A 24,177-nucleotide genomic window follows, 5' to 3' on the forward strand; every position below is an offset into this window, starting at 1 on the left:
AGTCGGATCGAGCGGCATCCGGTTGACATGTCGATCTCGAGTCCGCGAACGGCCGAGCCGCCGGCGCCGTTCGGCCCGATCTGATGTCTCGTCCGAGTCGCCTGTTTTGCCCGATACAGACGCCTGGAGCCCCCTATGACGAACCATCCCCGACCGGGAGGCCGGACCCGCCTGCTTGTGCTCGCCGATCGGATCGACGCCGTCGTCCGACAGATCGGCGAATGGGCGACCTGGCTTTCGCTTGGCATGGTGCTGGTCACCTTCGCCGTGGTGGTCTTGCGTTATGCGTTCGACATCGGCTCGATTGCGTTGCAGGAGTCGGTGACCTACATGCATGCCGTCCTCTTTATGCTCGGTATCGCCTATACGCTGGGGCGCAACGGCCATGTGCGGGTCGATATCCTCTACGAGCGGCTCTCGCGTCGCGGCCGTGCGCGGGTGGATCTGATCGGCACCCTTCTGCTGCTGATCCCCGTGTGCATCCTGATCATCTGGCTCGGTTGGGCCTATGTCGCGGAATCCTGGCGTGTTCAGGAGGCCTCGCGCGAGACCGGCGGCCTGCCGGCGGTCTATCTGTTGAAAAGCCTGATCCTGATCATGCCGGTCCTGCTGTTGGCGCAGGGCCTGTCCAATGCCGTGCGCAATTGGCTCTTCCTGGCCGGGATGGACGAGGCCCTGCCGTCCGTCGACGGGGAGATCGGTCGTGCATGAGATGATGCCTGTTCTGCTCTTCGTCGGCGTTGTCGCCACCCTGCTGGCCGGCTACCCGGTGGCTCTGTCCTTGGGGGGCACCGCGCTTGCCTTTGCCCTGGTCGGCGAGGCCTTCGGGCTGTTCGAGCCGGCGTTTCTCGAGGCGCTGCCCAACCGGCTCTACGGCGTCATGACCAACGAGACGCTGATCGCGGTTCCGCTCTTTGTCTTCATGGGGGTGATGCTCGAACGCTCGCGGGTGGCCGAGAGTCTGCTCGATACCATGGCGATGCTGTTCGGTCCTTTACGCGGCGGGCTCGGGATCTCCGTGACCCTGGTCGGCATGTTGCTGGCGGCGAGTACCGGAATCGTCGGAGCGACGGTGGTGACGATGGGGCTCTTGTCGTTGCCGATCATGATGCGACGCGGTTATTCGCCGAGCTTGTCGGCCGGGACCATCTGTGCGTCGGGAACCCTGGGTCAGATCATCCCGCCGTCGATCGTGCTGGTGCTGCTCGGGGACGTGCTCTCCTCCGCCTATCAACAGGCGCAATTGGAGATGGGCATCTGGTCGCCGGAGACCGTCTCCGTCGGCGACCTGTTCGTCGGTGCATTGGTACCCGGATTGATGCTGGTCGGTTTCTACATCCTCTACATCGTGGGTGTCGCGGTTTTTCGACCCGAGTCAGTCCCGGCCATGCCGCGCGAGGATCGACCGGTCGACGGCACCGCCCTTGCCTGGCGGGTCATCTCGGTACTGATCCCGCCCCTCTTTCTGGTTGTGGCGGTGTTGGGCTCGATCCTGGGCGGGTTTGCGACTCCCACGGAGGCGGCCTCGGTCGGCGCAGTCGGCGCGCTCATCCTGGCCGCGAGCCGGGGTAGGCTCACCCTGTCGACACTGCGTGAGGTCGTGCGTCAGACCACCATGGTGACCAGCATGGTGTTCTTGATCTTCATCGGTGCTGCGATCTTTTCATTGGTCTTCCGCGGATTCGGCGGCGATGACCTGGTCACCGAGTTCCTCACCGGCTTGCCCGGCGGGACGTTCGGCGCGGTGGCGCTGGTGATGCTGGTGATGTTCCTGCTGGGGTTCATCCTTGACTTCATCGAGATCACCTTCGTGGTGGTCCCGATCGTGGGTCCCGTCCTGCTTGCGATGGGGCTGGATCCGGTCTGGCTCGGGGTCATGATGGCGATCAATCTCCAGACCTCCTTCCTCACGCCGCCGTTCGGCTTCTCGCTGTTCTACCTGCGCGGGGTGGCTCCGCCCGAGATCACGACGGTCGACATCTACAAGGGCGTCGCACCCTTTATCTTGATCCAGTTGCTCGTCCTTGGACTGCTTGCGCTTTGGCCCGCCTTGACCACCTGGTTACCCGGGTTGGTCTATGCCTCCTAAACCGCGCCCCCGCAAAGGGCCATGGACACATCAAATCGCCTGGACGCGGTTTGTGGTCCGAGCGAGCCGCTTGGTGGGCGGCTGCACCATCCGGAAATCAGCGCACGCTCGATCGATGGCCGCTTGCACCGATAGCCTGCGGAGGCGGAAGCTGTCGAGCAGGATCTCGGGTCAAAGCCTGGTAGAGGGCGGGTTGGGGATCTCGGAACATCACGCCGATGCCGGAACCGCGATGGTGTACCACGAGCGCCGGGATCAGCCAGTCCTTGCCGAGACATTCGAGCTCGAGCTCGACCAGGATACCGGTGGGAAGCGTCAGATTGCGGACCTCCAGGAACATGCCCTGATTGGACATGTTGCAGGCATGGGCACAGATGAACCGGCGTTTACGGTAGCGGATCGACACAGGAAGGTCGATCGGGTGTCGGGCGCAGTAGCGGCGTTCGATGGTCATTGGATGGTTTCCCCCTCGTTCTTCGGTTTCGCGGGATAGTAGAGGCTCGACTTGACGAATCGGTTGAGGTCGTATGACGGATTGATGAACCTTATCGAGCACGCCGCCGTCTTCATCAGCCATCGCGATGCTGCCAATAGCCCCAGTCATAGGTCCGATATTTCACAGGCATCAGATTCGTATAGAGCAAAGTGCAGCGGATGATCGAATGCAGCGTCTTGCGTAATCTGCTGCTTTCTATTCGGCGATGGTCGGTCGCATGGACGACCAGATCCTTTTGGAACGAAACCCGAAAGCCTGCTCGTCGAATGCGCCAGACGACCTCCGAGTCCTCGTTGCAGGTCAGCCTCATATCGAAACCGTCCACGCACGCGAGCGCATCTCGCCGTATCAGGAGATTCGAGCCGGACGCGGCAGGAAATCCGCAGGCATGGCTGAGCGCTTGGGCGCGTGCAATGCGGTTGTAATAGTGGCGGAAGCGACCTCGGGAAAGCTTCGGTCCGTAGTAGACCGCACTCCCGGAAAGTGCCGCGAGCCTGTCGAAATAATCCGGCGGAAAAAGGATATCGGCATCGCTGAACAGCAGCCAGTCGGTCCGTGCGAGATCGGCGCCGCGCTGTCTCGCTTGCGTGACCGAGCCGGGCTCGCGCAGGACGATCGTGCGCTCCGGACGTAGGGTCTCGATCAGATCCGGCGTCTCGTCCCGGCTCGCATCCACGACGATGAGCCGGATTTCCGCCGGAACGGACGCCAGAAACTGCCGGATATTGTGGGCCTCGTCGCGCGTCGGAACGATCAGTGTCAGTTCGGCCGGCAGCATTCGCGTTCATCCCGTCTCGCACGGCAAAATGGCCGTCGGTCGAGTTTAAGGCGGCGTCATGTCAAGCTGATGACACGATGGGGTTGGATCGGAGACCCAATCGAGCGCGAGGCCAATAAGCCCATGGGGCATCGGTCCGGAAACCCGGATAAAGAAACCCCGGAGTCCAGGGGTCGGGACTCCGGGGTAATCGCTTCCCCGGCTGGGGGATGCCGGGTAGTGGGGTTGCCCTCAGGGGGGATAGGCAACCCCGATGCGCTCGGCAAATGTGACCCGGTACACCTGAGTAAGTTCCTTGGGTGTTCGACGCGTAAAACCAAGCTCTGCGACATTCAGCGCTGCGATGTCCCGGGTACGGCAAGACAGCCGTACTTGTTCGATATATCAATAGAGGTTTTTCAGCAGCTTAATACCAAAATCTTAATCCAAATCGCGCTCCGCCAGGGCACCCTGCAACGACGAGCCTACGCATACCCGAAACCGGCATGGATGACCTCGGGCGCGATTTGGGTCAATGGGCCTCGTCCCAGTTATCCCCTACCCCGATATCGACAATCAAGGGCACAGCCAGGTCCGCGGCTGACTCCATCATCGTGCGGATGCGCGCACCGGCCGTTTCGACCGCATCGGCGGCGATCTCGAACACCAGCTCGTCGTGCACCTGCATGATCATCCGCACCGGCGGCTGCTCGGATTGGATCCAGTCGTCCGTCGCGATCATGGCACGCTTGATGATGTCGGCCGCCGTGCCCTGCATCGGGGCGTTGATGGCGGTCCGCTCAGCCGCTGCGCGCCGGCCCTGGTTGCTGTGCCCGATCTCGGCGAGATAGAGCCGGCGCCCGAAGAGCGTCTCGACATAGCGGTCCTCGCGTGCCTTGGCGCGGGTGCGCTCCATGAAGTCCTTGACCCCGGGATAGCGCTGAAAATAACGATCGACGTATTCCTGCGCCGCACCCCGCTCGATACCGAGCTGCTTGGCGAGGCCGAAGGCGGACATGCCGTAGATGAGCCCGAAGTTGATCGCCTTGGCCGAGCGGCGTTGCTCGCCGGTAACCGCCTCGGGCTCGAGCCCGAGGATCTCGGCGGCGGTCGCGCGGTGGATGTCGAGCCCGCTCGCAAAGGCCGCGAGGAGCCGCTCGTCGCCCGAGAGATGGGCCATGATGCGCAGCTCGATCTGGGAGTAATCGGCGGCAAGCAGTCGGTTCCCGGACTCGGCGACGAAGGCGCGGCGGATGCGGCGGCCCTCGTCGGTACGGATCGGGATGTTCTGCAGATTCGGGTCGCTCGATGAGAGTCGGCCGGTGGCGGCCACCGCCTGGTGGTAGGAGGTGTGCACCCGCCCGGTCTGCGGATTGACCATCTGGCGGAGCTTGTCGGTGTAGGTGGATTTCAGCTTCGAGAGGCTGCGGTGCTGCAGGATCAGATCCGGCAGTGCATGGCCGTCGGCGGCGAGCTGCTCGAGGACCGACTCCGAGGTCGACGGCGCGCCCGTCGGCGTCTTGGCGACCACCGGCAGGCCCAGCTCCTCGAAGAAGATGGCGCCGATCTGCTTGGGCGAGCCCATGTTAAAGCGCCGACCGGCCGTTTCGTAGGCCCGGGCCTCGATCTCCTGGATACGCTTGGCAAGCTCCCCGCTTTGCACGGCGAGCAGGTCCGGGTCGATCCGCACCCCGTGGCGTTCCATCCGCGAGAGGATGGGGATCAGGGGGATCTCGATGTCCCGGTAGAGTGCGGCCATGCTCGGGACCGCTTCCAAGCGGGGCCAGAGTGCGCGATGCAGGCGCAAGGTCACGTCCGCATCCTCCGCGGCATAGTGTCCGGCCTGCTCCAACGGGATCTGGTCGAAGGTCAGCTGCTTGGCGCCTTTGCCGGCGATGTCCTCGAAATGGACCGTATCGTGGTCCAGGTATTTCTTGGCCAGCGAGTCCATGTCGTGGCGGGTCGCCGTGCTGTCGAGCACGTAGCTCTCGAGCATGGTGTCGTGCGCAATGCCGCGCAGCTCGATGGCGTAGCGGGCCAGGATGCTCATGTCGTATTTGAGGTTTTGGCCGACCTTGCGACGCTGCGGATCCTCCAACAGCGGCTTCAGGCGCTCCAAAACCTCCAGGCGATCGAGCTGATCCGGGGCCCCCGGGTAGATGTGGGCGACCGGGACATAGGCGGCCGTGCCCGGCTCGACCGAGACGGAGAGGCCCACCAGCTCCGCGCGCATGTAATCCAGGTCGGTCGTTTCGGTATCGAAGGCGAAGAGATCGGCGCTCCGCAGCGTCTCGACCCAACCCTCGAAGGCGTCTCGGGTGAGGACGACCTCGTAGTCCTGGCTCGACGTCGACCCCGTCGCTGTCTCGGCGCCGTTCGGGTCGACCGCGGTGTCCGCGTCCTTGAGTGTGGCGAGCAGCCGACGCGACTCCAGGCGCTCGTACCAACCGCGCAGGGTCTCGCGATCCGGCTCGCTCGGGCGCAGGTCCGTCGGCTCGAGGTCGAGCGCGACGTCGCGCTTGATGGTGGTCAGCTCGCGCGACAGAGGCAAACGATCCAGCACGGCACGCAGGTTCTCCCCGACCTTGCCCTTGATCGTCTCGGCATTGGCGATCACGCCGTCCAGATCTCCGAAGTCGGCGATCCATTTGGCGGCGGTCTTGGGGCCGCACTTGTCGACGCCCGGAATGTTGTCGATGCTGTCGCCCATCAGGCTCAGATAGTCGACGATGCGCTCGGGCGGCACACCGAACTTCTCCTTCACGCCGGCCGGATCCAACACCGTATCCGTCATGGTGTTCACCAGCGTGACATGCTCGCCGACGAGCTGCGCCATGTCCTTATCCCCGGTCGAGACCAGGGTCGGGATGCCCTGTGCCGCGGCGCGGGTCGCGAGCGTGCCGATGACGTCGTCGGCCTCCACATCCGGGACCACCAGCAGCGGCAGACCCATCGCCCGAATCACCTCCTGCAGCGGCAGGATCTGCTCGCGCAGCTCGTCCGGCATGGCGGGACGATTGGCCTTGTACTCGGGATAGATGTCGTCGCGAAAGGTCTTACCCGGCGCGTCGAAGACCACACCGATATAGTCGGGACGATGCTCCTCGATGAGCTTGCGCAGCATGCTGACGACACCCATCAGCGCGCCGGTGGCCTCGCCCTTGGAGTTGGTCAATTTCGGGAGTGCATGGTATGCGCGAAACAGGTAGCCGGAGGCATCGACCAGGATCAAAGGGTAGCGTGTCGCCATGAGGGTCTCGTCGGGGGAGGCGGATCAATAGGAGCAACGGTAGCATAGCAGCGCGCGTGCGACCCTCGATCGAGCGCCTCCGCACGGAATTTCACCGGCGGCAGCCTTCTGTTGCCCGTCTGTAGTCAACGCTCGAAGCGCACGCCACGGCTCCGGCGGCGGACGGCCGCTGCCCCCGGCCGGACGCCATCTTGGCCCTCGCTCACTCGGAGCGTCGCGGGCGTGCGGCCGAACACCCCGCGCCGGCCGCCGTCACGTCAGATCGGAGGCACGATCCCCCGCCGCACCCTCGATACGGAGTTGCCGGCGCAGGCGGCGCAGCTGATCCGGGTCGAGCGCGTCGGCGAAGACCGGGAGCGAGCGGCGATGCAGGACGGCAAGACGGAAGCTGAGCACGACGAGCGGGAGGCTGACGAAGGTGGCTGGACACAGGCGCGCCTCGCGCTCGGCACCGGAGACGAAACGGATCCGCCAGGTCCCGTCCGGCTCCCAGCGGACCGAATGGATGGACCAAGGCGCACGCCGCAGGACATCGACATAGCCGATGTAGAGCGCACTCAGGGCAATCGGAATCAACACGAGCAACCAGATCGAAGCATTGCCGAGCAGCGGGATCACGGCTGCCGCCGCGAGATGCGTCAGACCGACGAACCCGGCGAACCGCCGAGAAAACCCCGGGCAGATCATCAGCGGCGGCCGTTCGCGGTGAGAGCCCATTCAAGACCTGATCAATCGCGCTCGAGAGGGTGTGCCGCATCGGAGTCGCGCCTCGCCGTCATGCTCCGATCGAGCGCGTTGCAGATCGAAAACAAGGCGACTTCGGTGCTCGCAAGATGGGGCGGACGAGCGTCTCGCGGTCCGCTCGGGCCGGCGGAGGGCTCGGCGGACTTCGCTCGCTCGTCCACCCGGTTGGTCTCGCGAACAAAAGGCGGTTTCCCGAAGGGTTACCCGCCCGGATCACGGGATCTCGGGCATGTCCCAGGTCTCACGGCTCGTGAGCGCGCGCAGGAAGGCGCCGAGCTGGAAGATCTCCGCATCGCTCAGGCCGCGATCGACAAGCAGCTCGGACTTGTTCGGATCCGGATTGCCGCCGGAGGCCATGTAACGGATCGCCAGCTCGAGCGTCGGCGCACTGGCATCGTGGAAATAAGGTGCGCTCGAGGCGACGGAGCGCAACGAGGGCGTCTTGAATGCACCGCGGTCGGCCTCGTCGTTGGTGACCTTGAATCGACCGGGGTCGGGGGTGTCCTTTCCATGCTCGAGGCCGATGTTGTAGAAGGTGCTGTTGCCGTAGTAAGGCGGGGCGTGACAGGCCACGCATCCGGCCTTGCCGACGAAGAGCGCCTGTCCGGCGATGGCGTCCGGCGTCACCGCGCCCGCCTGACCCGCCTCGTAGCGATCCCAGGGCGAATCGTCGCTGTTCTTGGTGCGCAGATAGGCGGCCAGCGCCTTGACGATCGTCTCGGGTGTGGCCGGTCCGCCGAAGACGGTCTCGAACTGGGCGGCATATCCCGGGACCGCCTGGATGAGCGGTGCGACCTGCTCCGGATCGGCGTTGATCTGGGCCTTCCAGGCCGCCAACACTTGTCCCTCGAGGCTGGTCGCGCGTCCATCCCAATACCAGGCCGTCTGATAACCCGTGTTGTACAGCGACGGGGTATGACGCGTGTTCAGCTCCCCGTTGTCCTTCGGCGAGAAGGCGCGACCGTCAGTCCAGCCGAGATGACGGTAATGACAGCCTTGGCACGCCATAGTGCCGCTACCGGAAAGACGCGGATCGACGAACAATTGTTTGCCGAGCGCGATCTTCCCGGGTGTCGCGGGGTTGTCGTCCGGATGGACCATCGGGGGCAAGGCGGACGGGCGAACGGGCGCGGCGGGCGGCTCGGGGGCCGCAGCCTCGGTCGGGGCGGCGGGCTGCGCAACCGGGATCGATGTCTGATCGGGAACAGGCGGTTCGACGCTCTCGTCCCTGCGGTCGTAGACGATCCACAGGGACGTGGCCACAATCAGCCCGGCGATGGGATAGCGAATATCGATCATGCGTTCTCTCCTCCAGTAATGGTCGGCCTTGCATGCGGCTCTTGTCTCGTCAAGCGAGAGGCTACCGGGTCGGGCCTTCGAACCCGAGTGGTCGCGCCGTTCACGGGCGAGGAGATGATGCGATCGATACTCTATCCCTGCAAGTCGGTCTAGCCGCCGTGTCGTTCACGCACGACCTCGACGATGTGCCGAACGAGATCGCTCAGCTCGGTATCCGGCGGTTGCGTGCGAGACATAAACCAGTCGCTGAGCCGCTGATCCTGCTCGCCGAGCAGGCGCACGAAGGCGAGGCGTTGCGCCTGACTCAACCCTCGGTAGCCGAGATCGAGGAAGCGATCCAGGAGATGATCGAGCTCCAACATGCCGCGCCGGCATTGCCAGCGCAGCCGCCGGATCTCGAGCTCCGTGCTCGACGCCTCCCGGGCAGCCTCGGTCACGGCCGCGGACTCCGATGTCGATTCGGTCGCCACCGGAGCGCTAGACACCCTTGTCGAGCATCAGATCTTTGATCTTGCCGATGGCCCGAGTGGGATTGAGCCCCTTCGGACAGACCTCGACACAGTTCATGATGCTGTGGCAGCGGAAGAGCTTGTAGGGACCGTCAAGCGCATCCAGCCGCTCCTCGGTCGCCTGGTCGCGGCTGTCGGCGAGAAAACGCCAGGATTGCAGCAGTGCCGCGGGACCATGGAACTTCTCCGGATTCCACCAAAAGGACGGGCAGGCCGTCGAGCAGCAACCGCAGAGGATGCACTCGTAGAGCCCGTCGAGCTTGTCGCGCTCTTCCGGTGACTGGAGGATCTCCTGCTCGGGAAGCGGATCCTTGCGCACCAGATAAGGCTGAACGGCGCGGTATTGCTCGTAGAACTGGGTCATGTCGACGACCAGGTCACGGATCACCGGACGGCCCGGGAATGGGCGAACCTGGATCGGCTCCTTCAGCTCGCCGATGGGCGTGATACAAGCGAGCACGTTGCGGCCGTTGACGTTGACCCCGTCCGAGCCGCAAACCCCCTCGCCGCAGGAGTGGCGAAAGCTGAAGGTCTCGTCCTGCTTCTTCACCTCGAGCAAGGCATCGCGCAGCATCATGCCTTGGAAGGTCTTGACCTCGTAGTCCTGCATCCGTGGCTTGGTGTCGGTGTCCGGATTGTAGCGGTAGACGCTGATCTTCATGGCTCATCCTGCTTTCTGGAATTGGAACCGCCAAGGCGCGAAGGACGCAAAGGGTCTTGGCGTCGCGGGTTCTTCGCGGCTCCCGGCCAGGGCGCGAACCCCGGGATGAGAGCAACAGAGTCACCGTCTTCGCGCCCTTTGCGCCTTTGCGGTTCAAACATGTTTGATCGACTGAACCATTCCGCTCAGTAAACCCGCTCCTTCGGCGGGAAAGACTCGACCGTCAGGGGCTTGGTGCGCACCGGTTTGTAGTCCATGCGATCGCCCTCGCGGTAGTAGAGGCTGTGCTTGAGCCAGGACTGGTCGTCGCGCGCGGGATAGTCGGGACGCGAGTGGGCACCTCGGCTCTCTTGGCGATGCAGTGCCGAGACGGCGATCGACATGCCGACATCCATCATGTTCTCCAGCTCCAACGCCTCGATCCGGGCGGTGTTGAAGACCTTGGACTGGTCGGTCAGACGCACCTCGGGGAGACGCTCGCGCAGCTCGCAGAGCTTGTTGTAGCCCTCGGTCATGATCTCCTCGGTCCGAAAGACGCCGGCGTGATCTTCCATGCACTTGCGAAAATCGGCGCGCAGCTGTGCGACCGTGGGGCCGTCGCCCCTTTGCTCCCAACGCCCCAGACGGCCCATGGCCTGCTCCAGGCTCGCGGAATCGGCGGCGCGTTGATAGGGGTTCTCGCGGACATACTCGATGATGTCCTTGCCCGCCAAACGGCCGAACACCAGGATATCGAGCAGCGAGTTCCCGCCCAGTCGATTGGCCCCGTGCACCGAGGCACAAGCGCACTCCCCGGCCGCATAGAGGCCGACCACGACCTCCTCGGAGCCGTGACCCGCCGGCATGGCGACCCGCCCGAAGCGGTCGGTCGGGATACCGCCCATCGCATAGTGAGCGGTCGGAAAGACCGGGATGGGCTCGATGACCGGATCGACGCCCGCGAAGATCTGGCTCGACTCGCGGATACCGGGGAGACGTTTGGAGATGACCGCCTCGCCGAGGTGGTCGAGCTTGAGCATCACGTAGTCGCCGTTCTCGCCGCAGCCGCGGCCCTCCTTCACCTCGGTGACGATGGCACGCGAGACCACGTCGCGGCTGGCCAAGTCCTTGGCGCGCGGGGCGTAGCGCTCCATGAAGCGCTCCCCGTCCTTGTTGATGAGATAACCGCCCTCCCCGCGCGTGCCCTCGGTGATCAACATCCCTTTGCCGGCGATGCCGGTCGGGTGGAACTGGAAGAACTCCATATCCATCAGCGGGATGCCGGCACGCAAGGCCATCGCGGCACCGTCGCCGGTGTTGATGTGCGCGTTCGAGGTCGTTCGGAAGACCTGACCCCAGCCGCCGGTGGCGAGTAGGGTCGCCTTGGACTCGATCAGGAGCGGCTCGCCGGTCTCGATCTCGAGCACCAGCGCGCCGCAGATCACCCCTTCGGCATCCCGCACCAGATCGATGGCGAAGAACTCGTCGAAGAAATGGGTCCGCGCACGGATGTTCTGCTGGTAGAGGGTGTGTAGGATCGCGTGACCCGTACGGTCGGCCGCGGCACAGGTGCGCGCCGCCTGATCGCCGCCGAAGTTCTGGCTCTGCCCCCCGAATGCACGTTGGTAGATCTTGCCGTCGTCGAGCCGCGAGAAGGGCACGCCCGCGTGCTCGAGCTCGTAGACCGTCGGGATGGCCTCGCGGCACATGAACTCGATGGCGTCTTGGTCACCGAGATAGTCCGAACCCTTGACGGTATCGAACATGTGCCAGTGCCAGGAGTCCGGCAAGACGTTGGCCAGCGCGGCGTTCACCCCGCCCTGGGCTGCGACCGTGTGCGAGCGGGTCGGAAAGACCTTGGAGACGACGGCGACGCGCAGATCCGCTCCGGCCAGCTGAAGTGCTGCGTTCAGGCCCGCGCCGCCGGCACCGATGATGAGCGCGTCGAAATGACGTGTTGGAATTCCCATGCCCGAATTACCCCTGCAGACCGGCGGTGATGATGGCCTTGAAGGCCCAGAGGCCCGAGGCGACGAAGACGAACGCGAACAACGTCAGCAGACCGATTCGAAGCCCGAGGGCATGGACGTAGTCGATCAGAACGTCGCGGATGCCGACCCAGGCGTGCGCGAGCAGGAGCGGCACGAACAGCAGCAGACCCAGCGCGACCAGCGGATGTGCAACCCAAACGGTCAGTGCGGCATGGTCGGCCGGCGCATTGAAGGCGAAGTGGATCAGCAAATAGGCGAGGAAGATCGCCAGATAGACCGCCGTCGCGCGTTGAATGACCCAGGCCATGAGGCCGGATGCTTGTCGGCTCATAACGTCAGCCCTCCGCCGATCAGCAGCACGGCAATCGCCGCGAGCAGCGCCATCCAGGAGCTACGTCGAGCCGCCGGTCGATCAAGCCCGATCCCCAGATCGAGAAATAGATAGCGAATCCCTGCAAAGAGGTGGTGCAGCAGACTCCAGGCCAAGACCAAAAGGACGATCTTTACCGGCCAGCTTCCCATGATGCTCGCCACGGCGGCGAATCCGTCGGGACCCGAGAGCGCCGTATGAAAGAGGATCGCGGCGACCGGAATGGTCAGCACCATCAGCACCCCGCTGATGCGATGCAGGATGGAGACGACGGCGGGGATCGGGAGCTTGATTCGCCACAGCTCCAGGAAGACGGGTCTTGTTGTTTGCATTCTTGAACCTTTGGTGATGCGTGCTTGAACCTTTAGGTGCTGCTTAAACCTTTGGTGCTGCGTGATCGGCATGCGGGAGAACCACGACCCGACCACGCTCGGCATCCGGATCGCCCCGGGGCCTTGCCGCGGCCGGACGCCAGGCCTCCGCGCCGGCGCCAGGCTGATGCCGTTCGTAAGGCCGGACTCGGAGCCTAGGCTGATATTGGATCGTTATTGTGCACTGCAACAGGGGACGATTCAATCTTGAGGGTCGTTATGGGTCTTGCCGGTTCGACCGCACAAACGCGCGTGCGATCGACCGGATCAACCACCCGAAGACACCGGTTGTTCGGGACGCCCCCCGCAGACCGAGGTCCTCGGCAACAGAAAGGCCAGAGCGCCGAGGATCAGGGTCGAGCCGAGAAGAAACAGGTGGAGGTTGACCGCACCGGACAAGGCGAGCCCGGGATCCACGCCCAAGGGCATCAGCGCTGCCACGACCGCGAGCTCGTAGCTCCCGCTGCCGGCGATCCCGTGAAAGGGCAGCACGCTCGACAACTCCGCCCCCATGACGCCCGTGAGCACACGCCAGAAGGCGACCGGCAGGAAGTGCTCGAGCAGCACGGCAAAGGCCGTGATCTTCAGCGTCCAGGTCAGTGCAGTCCAGAGATAGACGCGGGCGATGATCCCTGCGTCGGCCGGTGCGGCGATCACCAAGCGCCGGATGAACCGGAGCGGTTTTGCCGTGATGCCCTCCCGTCCCGCGAGCGTCGCCCCGATGGCCCGACGCCGCAGCGGCAGGATGAGTGCGAGGCCGCCGAGCCAGGCCAACGCCGACCACCACCAGATCGGCGCGGGGTCGCGCAGATCGAGGATGAACAGGCCGATCAGGGCCAGAAAGTGTAGATCCAAGAGGCGGATCCAGAGCAAGGACGCCGCGGCATCGAGAAACCCGTGCCCGAAATAGCGCCGCATCAACCAAGGAAACACCATCTCCCCTGCACGCATCGGCAAGAGGTTGTTGGCCGTGTTGTGCAGCACGCTCAGACGCAGCACGGTCAGGAAACACCCCCTGAACCGCGGCCTGAAATAGTCGTAGACGCGCACCGCGCGCAGGGCATAACTCAGGGCGGTCAGCGCAAACAGGGCACCCAAGAGCGGCGCCGAGAGCGTGCGCCAGGGCGAGAGCAGCGGTCCCCACCCGACCGTCCAGTGCACTGCGGCGACCAACGCGATCAAAAGCGCCGCGCCGATCAGCCAATCGCGCACGCGGCCGAGACGCAGCGCCTTGCCCTCATCCATCGCTTCGGGTCGCGTCACAGTGCACTCCGAATCGGAAACCGAGCAGGCGAAACGCGCGGAGGATCAACGCCGGCGCCGCTTCGGAGGATAGATGGGGGCCGCGCCGGGCGGGCGGGTCTTGAAGCGTCGGTGAACCCAGAAATACTGCTCGGGCATGGTGTGAACACGCGCCTCGATGACCCGGTTCATCCGGGCCGTGTCCGCGGTGCGATCTCCGCTCGGAAAGTCCTCCAGTGCCGGATCGAAGATCAGCTCCAGGCCGCGTCCCCACGGCAGAAATCGAGCGAAGGTCGGAATGACGGCCGCGCCGGTCATGGACGCGAAACGCCCGAGCATGGGCACGGTCGAGGCCGCGATCCCGCAGAAGGGCACGAAGAGACCGCGCCGTCCGCCGTCTTGATCGGGCAGATAGAAGAAGGGCGTGCCCTTCTTCATCTCGCGCACCAGCCCACGCAGGTCGTCGTGGCGCTCGATGGAGACGCTGCCGTATTGCTGACGCGCGCGCCGCACCTGCCGGTCGACGACCGGGTTTCGGATCCTTTGATACATGTAGACGCCCGAGTGAACCAGCGCCGTGAAGGCCGCCCCGCCGAGCTCGAGACCGACAAAATGGGGAACGAGGACGATCACCGGACGACCCTCGGCGATGCAGCGGTCGATCGACTCGCGGTTGCGGATCTTCACCAGCCGCGCGAGCCGCTCGCGCGAGGCCCCCCAGCTCACGCCCTGACAAAAGGCCGCGACGCCCAACCACCCGAAATGAGCCCGCAAGATGCGCTCGCGCTCGCGTGCGCTCGCGTGCGGGAGGCAGATCTCGAGATTACGCCGACCGATCAGACGTCTGGTGCCGGCGAGCAGATAGCTCAAGCGCCCGAACCCGGTTCCGATCAACCAGATCAGAGGGAACGGCAAGCGACCGAGCCCGTAGATCAAGCCGACGACGAGCCAACTCGGCCAAAACCTTGGATGCGCGAGGCTCATCGCTCGAAGCTGTAAAAGATGTCGGCGCCCTGATTCCCCCCGGTTTCGGTTTGAATCTCGACGTGCTCGGTCAGGTCGTAGCGCAGTCGAACGCTGTTCGCCTGGTCGCCCAGGCCGGTCTCGTATTCCAAAAAGATTTTGGGTGCGATGTAGGTCCCGACGGCAAGCCCGGTATTGCTCTCGCCGTTCCCGCCCGGGGCGATGCCGGTCAGGAGAAACTTGGTGATCTGCGCTTGGGTCATCCCGGGGTCGGTCCCGGAAAAGAAGGTCAGCTTCGGCTCACGCAGGGTTCCCAGGACGCGGATGCCCGCGACGGTCGATCCCCCGTCACGCTCGGCCTGGATCACGAGCCCGGGATTGTCGATCGGGCTGCGCGCATAGATCACGCGTCCCTGGGAGATATTGAGCGGAGCACCGATCTCGGCGGACAAGCCGAGACCGGTCGTCAACCGATACTGGCCATCGATGATCTGCAATTGGCCGTTGCCCAGCATGTCGCGGCCGGGCGCCTGGGAGACCGCCAGGTCCCCGGCGAGGCGTCCGCGCAGACCGAAGGCATCGACGGTCACGGCATCCCCCAGCTTCACGCGCAGATCGATGGTCAGCGGTAAAGCCGCCTCCTCGGAGCTATCCGCCAAGACCACGTCGCTCGACTGCGTCTGCGTTCCGGCCGGAATGGCGCGAGGCCGGATACGGGCCTCGGGGATCGTGATCTCGCCGCTCAGACGCGCACCCTTCGAGTTGGCCTCGACATTCAGGTCGGGCGACAACAGCGCGAAATATTCCGTCGTGTCCGCGACCTTGAGACCTGTCCCGAATACCCGTGCCTGTGCGGCGAAGCCGCCCCCGCCGAGACGGGCGTCGCCGGTCAACTCCAATCGACCGCCTCCGATGTCCGCCTGACCCTGCAGGTCCAAACGCTCGCCGGTCGGTGCGCTGGCCGTGAGGTTGAGATCCGCGACCCGTAGCCCGACGAGCGGAACGCTGAAGGCCACATCCCGAATCTGCGCCTCGCCGCGCAACGCCGGTGCGCCGAGGGTACCGCGCACCCCGAGATCCACGCCGAGCCCGCCCTTCATCTGGCCGATCTCCGGAACCAGATTGGGGATCCGATCGAGCCCTTGGAGATCGGCCCGCAGGGTACCGGCGAGGGGCTGGCTTTTCCGACCGGGGTCGTCGAGCCGCCAACCGGCAAGATCGAGCGTTCCGTCGACGCGCCCGAGTCCCTCCAGCGGGATCCCGAGACGCGCGGAGAGGGACTTCGCGCCGGCATCGACCGCGAGCCGAGTACCCGAAAAATCCAGGGTCTCGTCCCGGCCTCCGCCCATCAGCACACGCAGCGACCCCTGCGGGATCTCGACGCTTGCAGTGCCCTTCAGCACCGAGCCGGCGGTCTCGAATTGCCCGCGCACGCGTGCGTTGCCGCTCAGGTCAAGCGTCTCGGGCAACACCGGGGCGAGGAGCGCGAAATCGGCCAAGCTCAAGTCCAGACTGGCGATCGCCCGTTCGTTCGCGTCGCGTTTGAGCTCCAGGCAACCGCCGGAATCGGCCGGACCTCGGATACAAAACGGCCCGAAGGCGAGCTTCGAACCGTCCACGGCGATCGGACTCGGTCGCTGCAATGCCCAGTCGCCGAAGGATGCGGCATCGACATCCAGGCGCGCGATTCGCCCGGCATAGGCGCCGGCCGAATCCAGACCGCCCGCGGCTTCGAGGATCACCGACAGGGGCTCGCCCTTCAGGGCCAGCTCGAGTCGGTGATCCGGAATCCTGCCCGCACCGCGCACCGTCAAGGTATCCCAGATCATGTCGCCGAGGACGAGGCGGCTCCCGTCCAAACGGATGTCGAAGGGATCCTCCGTGGAGAGACCCAGGTCCAGGCGTCCCGACAGCTCGGCGATCCCTTGGCCCGACCACTCGGCGTCGCGCGCGGAGAGATCGAGCAGAACGCGCGGCGAGGCGCGCGGCCCGGAGACCTTGCCGCGGGCCGTGAGGCTGCCGGCGGCCTCCGGCATCACACTCGCGAGGTTCTGCGACTCGAGACTGAAGACAAGGTCCAAGGTCTCGTCGATCAGTCCTTGCAGGTTCAGCGAGCTCGGGCCGGAGGCGGCGTCCAGGCCCTCGATCCGGATGGTCTCGCCGACCATCGTGACGGTTCCGGACGCGAGCACGGGATAGCCGCGCAGCAGGCCCTCGAATCGCTCGATGCGGGCGACCAGATCCGGACCCGAGGGCTCGATCGTCCCGCGACTGCTCAGCCGGGCTGCAAGGTTGCCGCCCCACTGCGCGGCGAAGCTGCCGGGGTCGATGTCGGAGGCATCCAAGGTCGCCTCCCAGGTGACCTGCGGATCCCAGCCGAGCGTCGCGCCGCCCTCGATACGTCCGTCCAGGGTCTCCAGAACGAGGGTTTCGATCCGGGTTTGGCGCACATCGCCTCGGCCGCCCAGGCGCAACTGCGACGGCGGCAATCCGGGACCGACGGAGCGCGCCGCGAGATCGTACTCGAAACCGTCGAGGCCGCCCGAGGTCTCGAATTGAAACGACAGGCGGTCCTCGAGCCCCTCGACCACGGCGACGGGGTCGAGATTCGTACCGTCGAGCGCGAGCGTCCAACGCACGTCCGGCGACCAGGTCACCTCGCCTTTGCCGAGCAGCTCGCCGTCAAGCACGGACAGCTCGAGCGCGTCGATTCGGGCCGCGGTTTGAGAACCGCTGCCGCCGAGATCCAGCGTCGCGGGCGGCACATCCGGGCCCTGCACGGCCAGCGACAGCGAATAGACGAAGGCGTCGAAGGCCCCCGAGACATCGAGCGTCCCGCGGGGTGACTCGGCGATCAGATCGCCGCTCAAAGGCCAACGCAGGCGCTGCCATTCGCCGGACAGCGCGAAATGACCGGGCGTCGAACCCGTATCGACCTGACCGGTGAGATTCAGCAGGGCATCGGAGACCTGCTCGGTCAGCGCAAGACTGCGGATCTTCAGGATCTGGTCGGCCCAGCCGACATCCAGCACGACGGCGAGATGTCCGAAATCCGGAAGTTGCGGGGCACGGGCATCGAGCTGTCCCTTGACCGACGCCGTGTCGAGATCACCCTGCGTCTCAAGACTGCCGGTCACCGTGACCTCGGGAAGATCCGATCCGAAATCGGGTAGATCCACGCCGAGGATCTCCAGCCGACCGTCCCACGCCGGCTCGCCGAGCGGGTCGTCGACACGGACATCGAGGTCCGCCTGCGCGGAGCCGCTCAAGCGGTGTCGGACCTGCAAGGATGCCAGATCACCCGTGAGCTGCGCCGAACCCTGCAGGGCGATCGCAGGCGCCTGCGTCATCTCCCAATCGAGGTCGAGATCCAGCGGATAGTCACCGCTGAGCTCGACCCGACCGAAGGCCCGCGCGGCGAGCCGCGGGTTCGGCAGCACCACTTCCAAGCGCGTGACGTCGAGCGCGCTGCCCCGCAGGCTCGCGGACAGGATTGCATCCTCGATCACGAAAAAGGGCTCGGCCTCGCCGTGCTTGAAGAGACGCAGCCGCTCGATTTGCGCCTCGTGCAGCTCGATGCGAAGCGGCAAGGCAATGTCGGGCAGAACGAGCGGTTTAGGCTCTTCGGGACTCGGCGGCAGCACCAGATCCAGATCGTGTATCCGGAGCACCTGGATCGGCAGATCTCCGCGAAGGGCAGCGACAGGCGACCAGTTCAAACCGATGCTGCCGGCACGCATCTCGAAGTCCGCAACCGTGATCGCGAGCCGATCGAGAGTCAACCGACCCGTGATGCGCCCCTCGACACGCTCGACGCTCAGGACGCCGGGGGCCAACTCGTCCACCACACCGATCGCAAAGCGCAGCCCGGTCTGGGTGCCGAGCACCAGCCCCAGCATCAGGACCAACACGAGCGTGAAGGACACGAGCAGACCGACTATCAGGCGCAATGGACGAATGCGCCTAGGCCGCCGGTTGGATCCGGAGGCAACGTCCGTGGGCTCGGCCGACGCGGCCTGCTCGGGTGGTGTTGCTGCGGTCGTGTCGGTCTCGCTCATAGGTCGGGGCCGATGACGAAGACGAGGCGTGCCGGGGGCCAGCCGTCGCCGATCTCGTAGTTGTTTTGGGTGAAGGGCAAGGCCAGATCCAGGCGGACCTGACCGATGGGCGAGGCCCAGCGCACGCCGAAACCCACGCTCTGCTGAAATTTGTTGTCGTAGTCCGGATCGAAGGCGTTTCCGAAATCGGTGAAGACGGCGGCGCTCCATGGACCTTTGATCTGCCGCTCGAGCTCGAGGCTGCCGACGCCCAGATAGCGTCCGCCGACCGTGTCGTCGTTGAAGGGCTCGGTGGGTCCCAGACTGTTGAACCCCCAACCGCGAATCGTGTTGTCGCCGCCGGTGAAGAAGCGACGGCTCGCCGGCAGCTCGTCGAGATCCTCCGCCAGTGTGACGCCGAGATCGGCCCGCGTGATGAAGCGATACTTTTCCGCGAAACCGCGGATCCATTTGAACTGCAATACCCCGCTCAAATAAGTGGCATTCGACACCAGACCCTCGACCGCGCCCAGCAGCGAATAACGAATCCTATATCCCCGTTTGGTGTTGATCGGGTCATCGGCCACGGTCTTCGACCAAGAGATGTTGGGAACCAGCTCCGAGGAGGCCCCGGTCTGGATGTTGCTGATGTCGTAGTCCTCGTAGTTGTAGTCGACGCCGGCGGTGCGTCGCCAGCCGCTCGGGGTGAGCGTCGAGTGGGCGAACTGCACCGAATACAACCAGCCTTTTTGGGTGTTGAGATCCGAGTAGGTGACTTGGGGCTTGACGATGATGTAGTCGCGCGTCGGATCCTGGATCGGGATCCGATAATCGAAGCTCCATTGGGAGAGCACCGGCGAGAGTTGCAGCTCAGTCCGAAAGTTGTGACCCCACTGGTTGACGTAGCGACGCCGCCAATCGGCACTGACCCGTGGGCCGGTATCGGTCGAGAACCCCGCGCCGACGCGAAACTTGTCGCGCTTGTTGCGGGTTGCGACAACCTCGATCGGAACCAGGGTATCGTCGCCTGCGGCATCCTTGCGAGGGACGATCTCCACATCGGAGAAGTATTCGGTGCTCAGCAGCCGACCCTGCATCGCCAGAAGCAAATCCGGATTGTAGACGACGCCGGGATCGAACTTGACGAACTTGTGCAGGAATTTGTCGTTCAGGAGATCCTGCTTGAACGAGACCTCGCCGAGATAATAACGAGATCCGGTCGCGAGCTCGAAGTCGATGATCGCCTCGTAGGCGACCAGGTCGATGAGCACGCGGTGTTGCGCGAGATTGTAGTCGAGATAGCCGCCCGAGGACGCGCGGGCACGCAGATCGGACTTGGCCGCCTCGTAGGTACGATGCAGGAACACCTCGCCGACCTGCATCGGGAAGGTCTTCGGGAAGGCGGGATCATCGGCCCCCTCGCCGGTGATCGAAAAGTTGACCCGGCCGATCTTCACGGGCGGCCCGGGGACGACCTCGTACCGAGCCGTCCAGGTGCCGTTCGGATCCACGGCGGCATCGAGCCGATCCGTCACCTCGACCTGATAGAGCCCGAAAGGCGCCAAGGCATCGCGGATCTGATCCGGCGCCAGGCGATGCAATGCCTCGGCCCGCGCCGGCGTCATATCCTCCTGTGCGCGCTCTTGGTAGATGGACAGGAGAGCCAGGACGTTTGTCTCCTGCTCCCCCTCCAGGCCGGTCACCTCGACGTCGAGCTTCATGGCGAACGCCCCGCTCGCCAGAACGAGCAGAGGGATCGCGAGCAATCGCACCCATGCGCCCGGGCGCACCATAGGAGGCGCTGCCGCATCCCTCGGCGTGGTGCCTCGATGTCTTTCGGCTCGATCCAAACTCAACCCCTTGACGATCAGACGAAACCGGCGAATCCGAAGGTACGGCCCCATCCACGACTCGGCACCCCCGCAGAAGGGCAGCCATGCGTCGAGGAATTACAACAACCCGCATCCCAAAAGCGACAGTTTGTATCATAGTACCAAAAACAGATGCGCGCACGACGCGCCCCCATCCGGTCCGGCATCCCGAGCCTCGTCAACTCTGCTTGGCGCGCATCGCCAAATCGCGCCGCAGCCCCTCGATCTCCTCGCGCAAGGCCCGCACCTCCAACTCGACAGCACGGGTGTCGCTGTGGACCGTCTGCTCGATACGCTCGCGCTCCGCGGCGTGCTGATCGTCATGCAGGGTCTGCATGGTGTCCACGATGATGCCGATGAAGAGGTTCAGCATCGTGAAGGTCGCGATCAAGATGAAGGGGATAAAGAAGAGCCAGGCGTAAGGATGGACATCCATCACCGGGCGCACGATACCCATCGACCAACTCTCCAACGTCATGATCTGAAACAGGGTGTACATGGACCGGCCGAGTGTGCCGAACCACTGCGGAAACCCCGTCCCGAACAGACCCGTCGCAATCACCGCGGCGACATAAAAGAGCAGCAGCATCAGAGAAGCGATCGATGCGATGCCCGGCAATGCCTTGAGGAGCGCCTCGACGACAAACCTCAGACGCGGCGACACCGAGACCAACCGCAAGACGCGAAGCACGCGCAGCGCGCGCAAGACCGCAAGCGGCCCGCTCGCCGGGATCAACGCGATCGCGATCACGGTAAAGTCGAACAGGTTCCAGCCCCGACGGAAAAAGCCCAGCCCGTGAGCGAAGAGCTTCAGCAGGATCTCCGCGACGAACGCGGCCAGGATGACGCGATCAAGGAGATGCAGGAAACCGCCATAGCTCGCCATGATGCGCGACGAGGTCTCCAAGCCAAGGGTGACCGCGTTGACGAGAATCAACACGATGATGATGCGCTGAATCCGGGTCGATTCGATCCATGCGCCGACCTGTTCACGGCTCGACATGGCAACTGCCTCCGACAAAACGACAGACAACAGACGCCGCGGATCGGACGTACCGATCCACGGGACTGGAACAAAAGATTCAGGCGACGCTCGACCGACAGCGGGGTGATCGAGGGTTTAAGCGCAGCGCCCGATGGCGATAACCGCGACATCCGGATGGATGGAGCGTCGGTACCGAGACTCACCCCGGAGGGAGAGGCCCATCGGGACCCGCCTCGGGGTTATGCCGGCGGGGCCGGCTCCGCGCCGTAACCCTCGGCCACGACGGCCGCGATCAAGGCATCGGCGTCGGCGTGCCCCTCGACCCGGGCACGAGCAAGATCCAGATCCACCTCGACAGACTCGACGCCGGCGACGGACTCCAGCGCCGATGTCACGGCACGAACGCAGTGGGCGCAGCTCATTCCGGTAATGCTGAGCGTTTGTGTCATGGGTTCCTCTTTCTTGGATTTGGGGTTGAGCCTCCTGCCTCCTGCCTCCTGCGACTTTGAAGCTGGCGGCTGGTGGCTGGTGGCTGGTGGCCGGAGCCACCTACTGCGACGCCAGAAACCGAGCCGCCCCCATCAACGGAGCACTCGGCTGCACGATCACCCGGACCGGCATCGTGCGCATCAGAGGCTCCAAGCGGCCCTTGTCGAAAAAGCCCTCCAAAAAGGCGCTGCTGCGCAGGGCGTCAAGGTTCTTCGGCGCAATGCCTCCACCCAAGTAGACCCCGCCAAGCGCCATTTGCTTCAGCGCCATGTTTCCGGCCTCGCGCCCGTAGAGACGAAAAAACAGGTCCATCGTCTCGGTGCAGATCGGACAGGATGTCTCGGAAGCGGCCGAGGCGATCGCCGCCGCGGCGTCTCCGCTCGCGATGGCCTCGCGCAAAGCGGACGGGGATTCGATTCCGCGCCATTCGGACAAAAAGTCGTAGAGGTTTCGGATCCCGAGACCTGAGACGACGCGCTCCCAGCTGACCCGACCGAAGCGTTGCTTCAAAAATGCGTGAAGCGCGCACTCGCGCTCGTCCGTGGGCCCGAAGTCCGCATGCCCGCCTTCGGTCGCGAAGGGATGGTGACGCAGACCGTCCCAAAAGAGCCCGGCTTCGCCGAGCCCGGTACCCGCTGCGACCACGCAGGCGTTTCCCTGTACCGACTCCCCCGGATGGACCTCGGCGACGTCGTCGGGCCCCAATACCGCGAGCCCCCAAGCCGTCGCCTCCAGATCATTCAGTAAGGCAACGCCGGCAAAACCGAGCGCCTGTTCCATGGCATCGGCGTCCAGCTCCCAAGGTAGATTGGTCGCCCGACTGCGCCGGTCCCGCACCGGCCCGGCAATCGCGAAGGCGGCAAAACGACACGTCGTTCCGGTCTCCTCGAGATAGCGCCGGACGATCCCGTCGAGCGAGTCGAAATCCGCACTCGGATACTGCCTCGTCTCCTCGAGATCGACGCGGTCTCGATGCGTCTTCGCAAGACCCAATGCGGTCTTGGTGCCCCCGATATCACCGACGAGTACTCGCATATCGCTTCTCCGCTCAGATCGCTGACAGGACTCGCTCGCACACGCGAGCCAGAGCCGAAGCGGATGATAGCAGGCAGCAGACCGCAGGCGGCGACCCGTGCACCGACGAAGCCGCAGCACACGGAAGGCGAGCGACGATCACCGGGGCACGGACCGATCGATCTCCGGGAGCTGGTCTTGCGATTGGAGGCGCGACAACGTCGGCACTGAAGGCCCGATCGCACCTGGCGGCAGCGAATGCGGTGGTTCGCGCCTCGATGCCGGGCGGCATCGAGACGCGGAGAGTCACTTGCTCGAGTCGGTGCTCGAAGGCGTTGTCGGATAGCTGTAGGCCGGATAGCTATAGGCCGGATAGCCGTAAGCGGGGTAGCCGTAGAGAGGCGCACCCCAGCCGTAAGGCACACCGTAGCCACCATAGGGATAGCCATAGCCGCCATAGGGATAGCCGCCGTAGGGTCCGTACCAAGGCGAATTCCAGGGTCCGCCCCAACCGCCGGGGAACATCCCGAAGGGGCCGGAACCCCAAAAGGCGTTCGCAGACATGGAGCCGAACGCAGTGATAGCGGCGACCGCCGCAGCAAGCCCAAGCCGTTTTGTCCTCGTCATCACGTTTGTCCCCTCTCGATAGACCTGGTGAGCACGCCGTGAACAGGATATCGCTCCGACGCGACGTCAAGATTAGGACGGAATCCAATGTAGAGGATTGATCTTGATCAATATTCGCTAATATTAGCGATCACGTCGAAGCACCACCCCAAGCAGGGAGACACGCGGCTCCGGTACCGGAAGACATCGGACGAGGATGATCAAAATAAGGGCTTGCTAATTTAGAATCTGCTTATATAATGATCCCCATACCAGCAACCACTCGAAATCGGAGATGTACCATGGGTGCCTTAGGTGTTCTTGCAGCAGTCGCGTTGCTCGTAGGCGGAGTCCAAACCACGATGGTCCTGCCTGAGCCCGAGCGTCTCGCAAACGAAGAATCGAAAGAGCCGGTTGTCGAAGTGCAGGCGGTTGCCGCCGACTCGACTCAGAC

The 24,177-nt window shown here is 64.5% G+C and carries 20 protein-coding genes; 2 read left to right on the forward strand and 18 right to left on the reverse strand.

All coding sequences use genetic code 11. The features are described 5' to 3' along the window. Window positions 1-135 precede the first annotated feature (135 nt). Window positions 136-711 (forward strand): TRAP transporter small permease subunit, encoded by a 576-nt coding sequence (locus THIMADRAFT_RS00810; RefSeq protein WP_007191041.1) that lies wholly within the window; start codon window positions 136-138, stop codon window positions 709-711. Beyond that, window positions 704-2,089, forward strand: a complete 1,386-nt coding sequence (locus THIMADRAFT_RS00815; protein WP_007191042.1) for a TRAP transporter large permease — start codon at window positions 704-706, stop codon at window positions 2,087-2,089. Before THIMADRAFT_RS00810 ends, THIMADRAFT_RS00815 begins: the two co-directional genes overlap by 8 nt. A gap of 97 nt (window positions 2,090-2,186) precedes the next feature. Here THIMADRAFT_RS00815 and THIMADRAFT_RS00820 read toward each other — a convergent pair whose 3' ends face one another. The 18 genes from THIMADRAFT_RS00820 to THIMADRAFT_RS00905 form a co-directional block, all read right to left on the reverse strand. Beyond that, on the reverse strand, window positions 2,187-2,543 hold the full coding sequence (locus THIMADRAFT_RS00820; protein WP_007191043.1) for a PilZ domain-containing protein: 357 nt from the start codon (window positions 2,541-2,543) through the stop codon (window positions 2,187-2,189). A 115-nt stretch (window positions 2,544-2,658) separates the two neighbouring features. Further along, the gene (locus THIMADRAFT_RS00825) at window positions 2,659-3,363 is read right to left on the reverse strand and encodes a glycosyltransferase (RefSeq protein ID WP_007191045.1); all 705 of its coding nucleotides are present in this window, start codon (window positions 3,361-3,363) and stop codon (window positions 2,659-2,661) included. Between the two features lie 511 nt (window positions 3,364-3,874). Continuing rightward, window positions 3,875-6,592, reverse strand: coding sequence for a DNA polymerase I (gene polA, locus THIMADRAFT_RS00830; RefSeq protein ID WP_007191046.1), 2,718 nt, complete (start codon window positions 6,590-6,592; stop codon window positions 3,875-3,877). Between the two features lie 252 nt (window positions 6,593-6,844). After that, window positions 6,845-7,309, reverse strand: coding sequence for a protein YgfX (locus tag THIMADRAFT_RS00835; protein ID WP_007191047.1), 465 nt, complete (start codon window positions 7,307-7,309; stop codon window positions 6,845-6,847). 240 nt (window positions 7,310-7,549) lie between these two features. Next, a complete protein-coding gene (locus THIMADRAFT_RS00840; RefSeq protein WP_007191048.1) occupies window positions 7,550-8,635 on the reverse strand; it encodes a cytochrome-c peroxidase in 1,086 nt (361 codons plus the stop codon). A gap of 149 nt (window positions 8,636-8,784) precedes the next feature. Continuing rightward, window positions 8,785-9,072, reverse strand: coding sequence for an FAD assembly factor SdhE (locus THIMADRAFT_RS00845; protein ID WP_007191049.1), 288 nt, complete (start codon window positions 9,070-9,072; stop codon window positions 8,785-8,787). A gap of 40 nt (window positions 9,073-9,112) precedes the next feature. After that, a complete protein-coding gene (locus THIMADRAFT_RS00850; RefSeq protein ID WP_007191050.1) occupies window positions 9,113-9,805 on the reverse strand; it encodes a succinate dehydrogenase iron-sulfur subunit in 693 nt (230 codons plus the stop codon). A 185-nt stretch (window positions 9,806-9,990) separates the two neighbouring features. Beyond that, window positions 9,991-11,754 (reverse strand): succinate dehydrogenase flavoprotein subunit, encoded by a 1,764-nt coding sequence (gene sdhA, locus THIMADRAFT_RS00855; protein ID WP_007191051.1) that lies wholly within the window; start codon window positions 11,752-11,754, stop codon window positions 9,991-9,993. A 7-nt stretch (window positions 11,755-11,761) separates the two neighbouring features. Further along, window positions 11,762-12,106: a succinate dehydrogenase, hydrophobic membrane anchor protein gene (gene sdhD, locus THIMADRAFT_RS00860; RefSeq protein ID WP_007191052.1), complete on the reverse strand. Its 345-nt coding sequence runs from the start codon at window positions 12,104-12,106 to the stop codon at window positions 11,762-11,764. Beyond that, on the reverse strand, window positions 12,103-12,477 hold the full coding sequence (gene sdhC / locus THIMADRAFT_RS00865) for a succinate dehydrogenase, cytochrome b556 subunit (protein ID WP_007191053.1): 375 nt from the start codon (window positions 12,475-12,477) through the stop codon (window positions 12,103-12,105). The genes sdhD and sdhC overlap by 4 nt, the downstream gene beginning before the upstream one ends. A 306-nt stretch (window positions 12,478-12,783) precedes the next feature. Next, window positions 12,784-13,779, reverse strand: a complete 996-nt coding sequence (locus tag THIMADRAFT_RS00870; protein ID WP_007191054.1) for a lysylphosphatidylglycerol synthase transmembrane domain-containing protein — start codon at window positions 13,777-13,779, stop codon at window positions 12,784-12,786. 45 nt (window positions 13,780-13,824) lie between these two features. Then, entirely contained in the window at window positions 13,825-14,742 is a 918-nt protein-coding gene (locus tag THIMADRAFT_RS00875) for a lysophospholipid acyltransferase family protein (RefSeq protein WP_007191055.1), read from the reverse strand. Then, entirely contained in the window at window positions 14,739-18,779 is a 4,041-nt protein-coding gene (locus THIMADRAFT_RS00880; RefSeq protein ID WP_007191056.1) for a translocation/assembly module TamB domain-containing protein, read from the reverse strand. The genes THIMADRAFT_RS00875 and THIMADRAFT_RS00880 overlap by 4 nt, the downstream gene beginning before the upstream one ends. After that, complete coding sequence (locus tag THIMADRAFT_RS00885; RefSeq protein WP_233490111.1) at window positions 18,776-20,479, reverse strand: autotransporter assembly complex protein TamA; 1,704 nt, start codon at window positions 20,477-20,479, stop codon at window positions 18,776-18,778. Before THIMADRAFT_RS00885 ends, THIMADRAFT_RS00880 begins: the two co-directional genes overlap by 4 nt. Before the next feature lie 328 nt (window positions 20,480-20,807). Continuing rightward, a complete protein-coding gene (locus THIMADRAFT_RS00890) occupies window positions 20,808-21,632 on the reverse strand; it encodes an ion transporter (protein WP_007191058.1) in 825 nt (274 codons plus the stop codon). A gap of 221 nt (window positions 21,633-21,853) precedes the next feature. Then, window positions 21,854-22,063 (reverse strand): CopZ family metallochaperone, encoded by a 210-nt coding sequence (locus tag THIMADRAFT_RS00895; protein ID WP_007191059.1) that lies wholly within the window; start codon window positions 22,061-22,063, stop codon window positions 21,854-21,856. A 100-nt stretch (window positions 22,064-22,163) separates the two neighbouring features. Continuing rightward, window positions 22,164-23,138: a glucokinase gene (glk, locus tag THIMADRAFT_RS00900; protein WP_007191060.1), complete on the reverse strand. Its 975-nt coding sequence runs from the start codon at window positions 23,136-23,138 to the stop codon at window positions 22,164-22,166. 285 nt (window positions 23,139-23,423) lie between these two features. After that, window positions 23,424-23,744, reverse strand: a complete 321-nt coding sequence (locus tag THIMADRAFT_RS00905; protein WP_007191061.1) for a hypothetical protein — start codon at window positions 23,742-23,744, stop codon at window positions 23,424-23,426. Between the last annotated feature and the right edge of the window lie 433 nt (window positions 23,745-24,177).

It is taken from the genome of Thiocapsa marina 5811 (assembly GCF_000223985.1).
GTDB classification, from domain to species: Bacteria; Pseudomonadota; Gammaproteobacteria; order Chromatiales; family Chromatiaceae; genus Thiocapsa; species Thiocapsa marina.

Coding starts and splice junctions, on each gene's coding strand:
- THIMADRAFT_RS00835 (WP_007191047.1), bottom strand. CDS start 7,309: ATGGGCTCTCACCGCGAACGGCCGCCGCTGATGATCTGCCCGGGGTTT.
- THIMADRAFT_RS00895 (WP_007191059.1), bottom strand. CDS start 22,063: ATGACACAAACGCTCAGCATTACCGGAATGAGCTGCGCCCACTGCGTT.
- THIMADRAFT_RS00850 (WP_007191050.1), bottom strand. CDS start 9,805: ATGAAGATCAGCGTCTACCGCTACAATCCGGACACCGACACCAAGCCA.
- THIMADRAFT_RS00810 (WP_007191041.1), top strand. CDS start 136: ATGACGAACCATCCCCGACCGGGAGGCCGGACCCGCCTGCTTGTGCTC.
- THIMADRAFT_RS00880 (WP_007191056.1), bottom strand. CDS start 18,779: ATGAGCGAGACCGACACGACCGCAGCAACACCACCCGAGCAGGCCGCG.
- THIMADRAFT_RS00885 (WP_233490111.1), bottom strand. CDS start 20,479: ATGAAGCTCGACGTCGAGGTGACCGGCCTGGAGGGGGAGCAGGAGACA.
- THIMADRAFT_RS00840 (WP_007191048.1), bottom strand. CDS start 8,635: ATGATCGATATTCGCTATCCCATCGCCGGGCTGATTGTGGCCACGTCC.
- sdhC (WP_007191053.1), bottom strand. CDS start 12,477: ATGCAAACAACAAGACCCGTCTTCCTGGAGCTGTGGCGAATCAAGCTC.
- sdhA (WP_007191051.1), bottom strand. CDS start 11,754: ATGGGAATTCCAACACGTCATTTCGACGCGCTCATCATCGGTGCCGGC.
- polA (WP_007191046.1), bottom strand. CDS start 6,592: ATGGCGACACGCTACCCTTTGATCCTGGTCGATGCCTCCGGCTACCTG.
- THIMADRAFT_RS00825 (WP_007191045.1), bottom strand. CDS start 3,363: ATGCTGCCGGCCGAACTGACACTGATCGTTCCGACGCGCGACGAGGCC.
- THIMADRAFT_RS00905 (WP_007191061.1), bottom strand. CDS start 23,744: ATGACGAGGACAAAACGGCTTGGGCTTGCTGCGGCGGTCGCCGCTATC.
- glk (WP_007191060.1), bottom strand. CDS start 23,138: ATGCGAGTACTCGTCGGTGATATCGGGGGCACCAAGACCGCATTGGGT.
- THIMADRAFT_RS00875 (WP_007191055.1), bottom strand. CDS start 14,742: ATGAGCCTCGCGCATCCAAGGTTTTGGCCGAGTTGGCTCGTCGTCGGC.
- THIMADRAFT_RS00890 (WP_007191058.1), bottom strand. CDS start 21,632: ATGTCGAGCCGTGAACAGGTCGGCGCATGGATCGAATCGACCCGGATT.
- sdhD (WP_007191052.1), bottom strand. CDS start 12,106: ATGAGCCGACAAGCATCCGGCCTCATGGCCTGGGTCATTCAACGCGCG.
- THIMADRAFT_RS00820 (WP_007191043.1), bottom strand. CDS start 2,543: ATGACCATCGAACGCCGCTACTGCGCCCGACACCCGATCGACCTTCCT.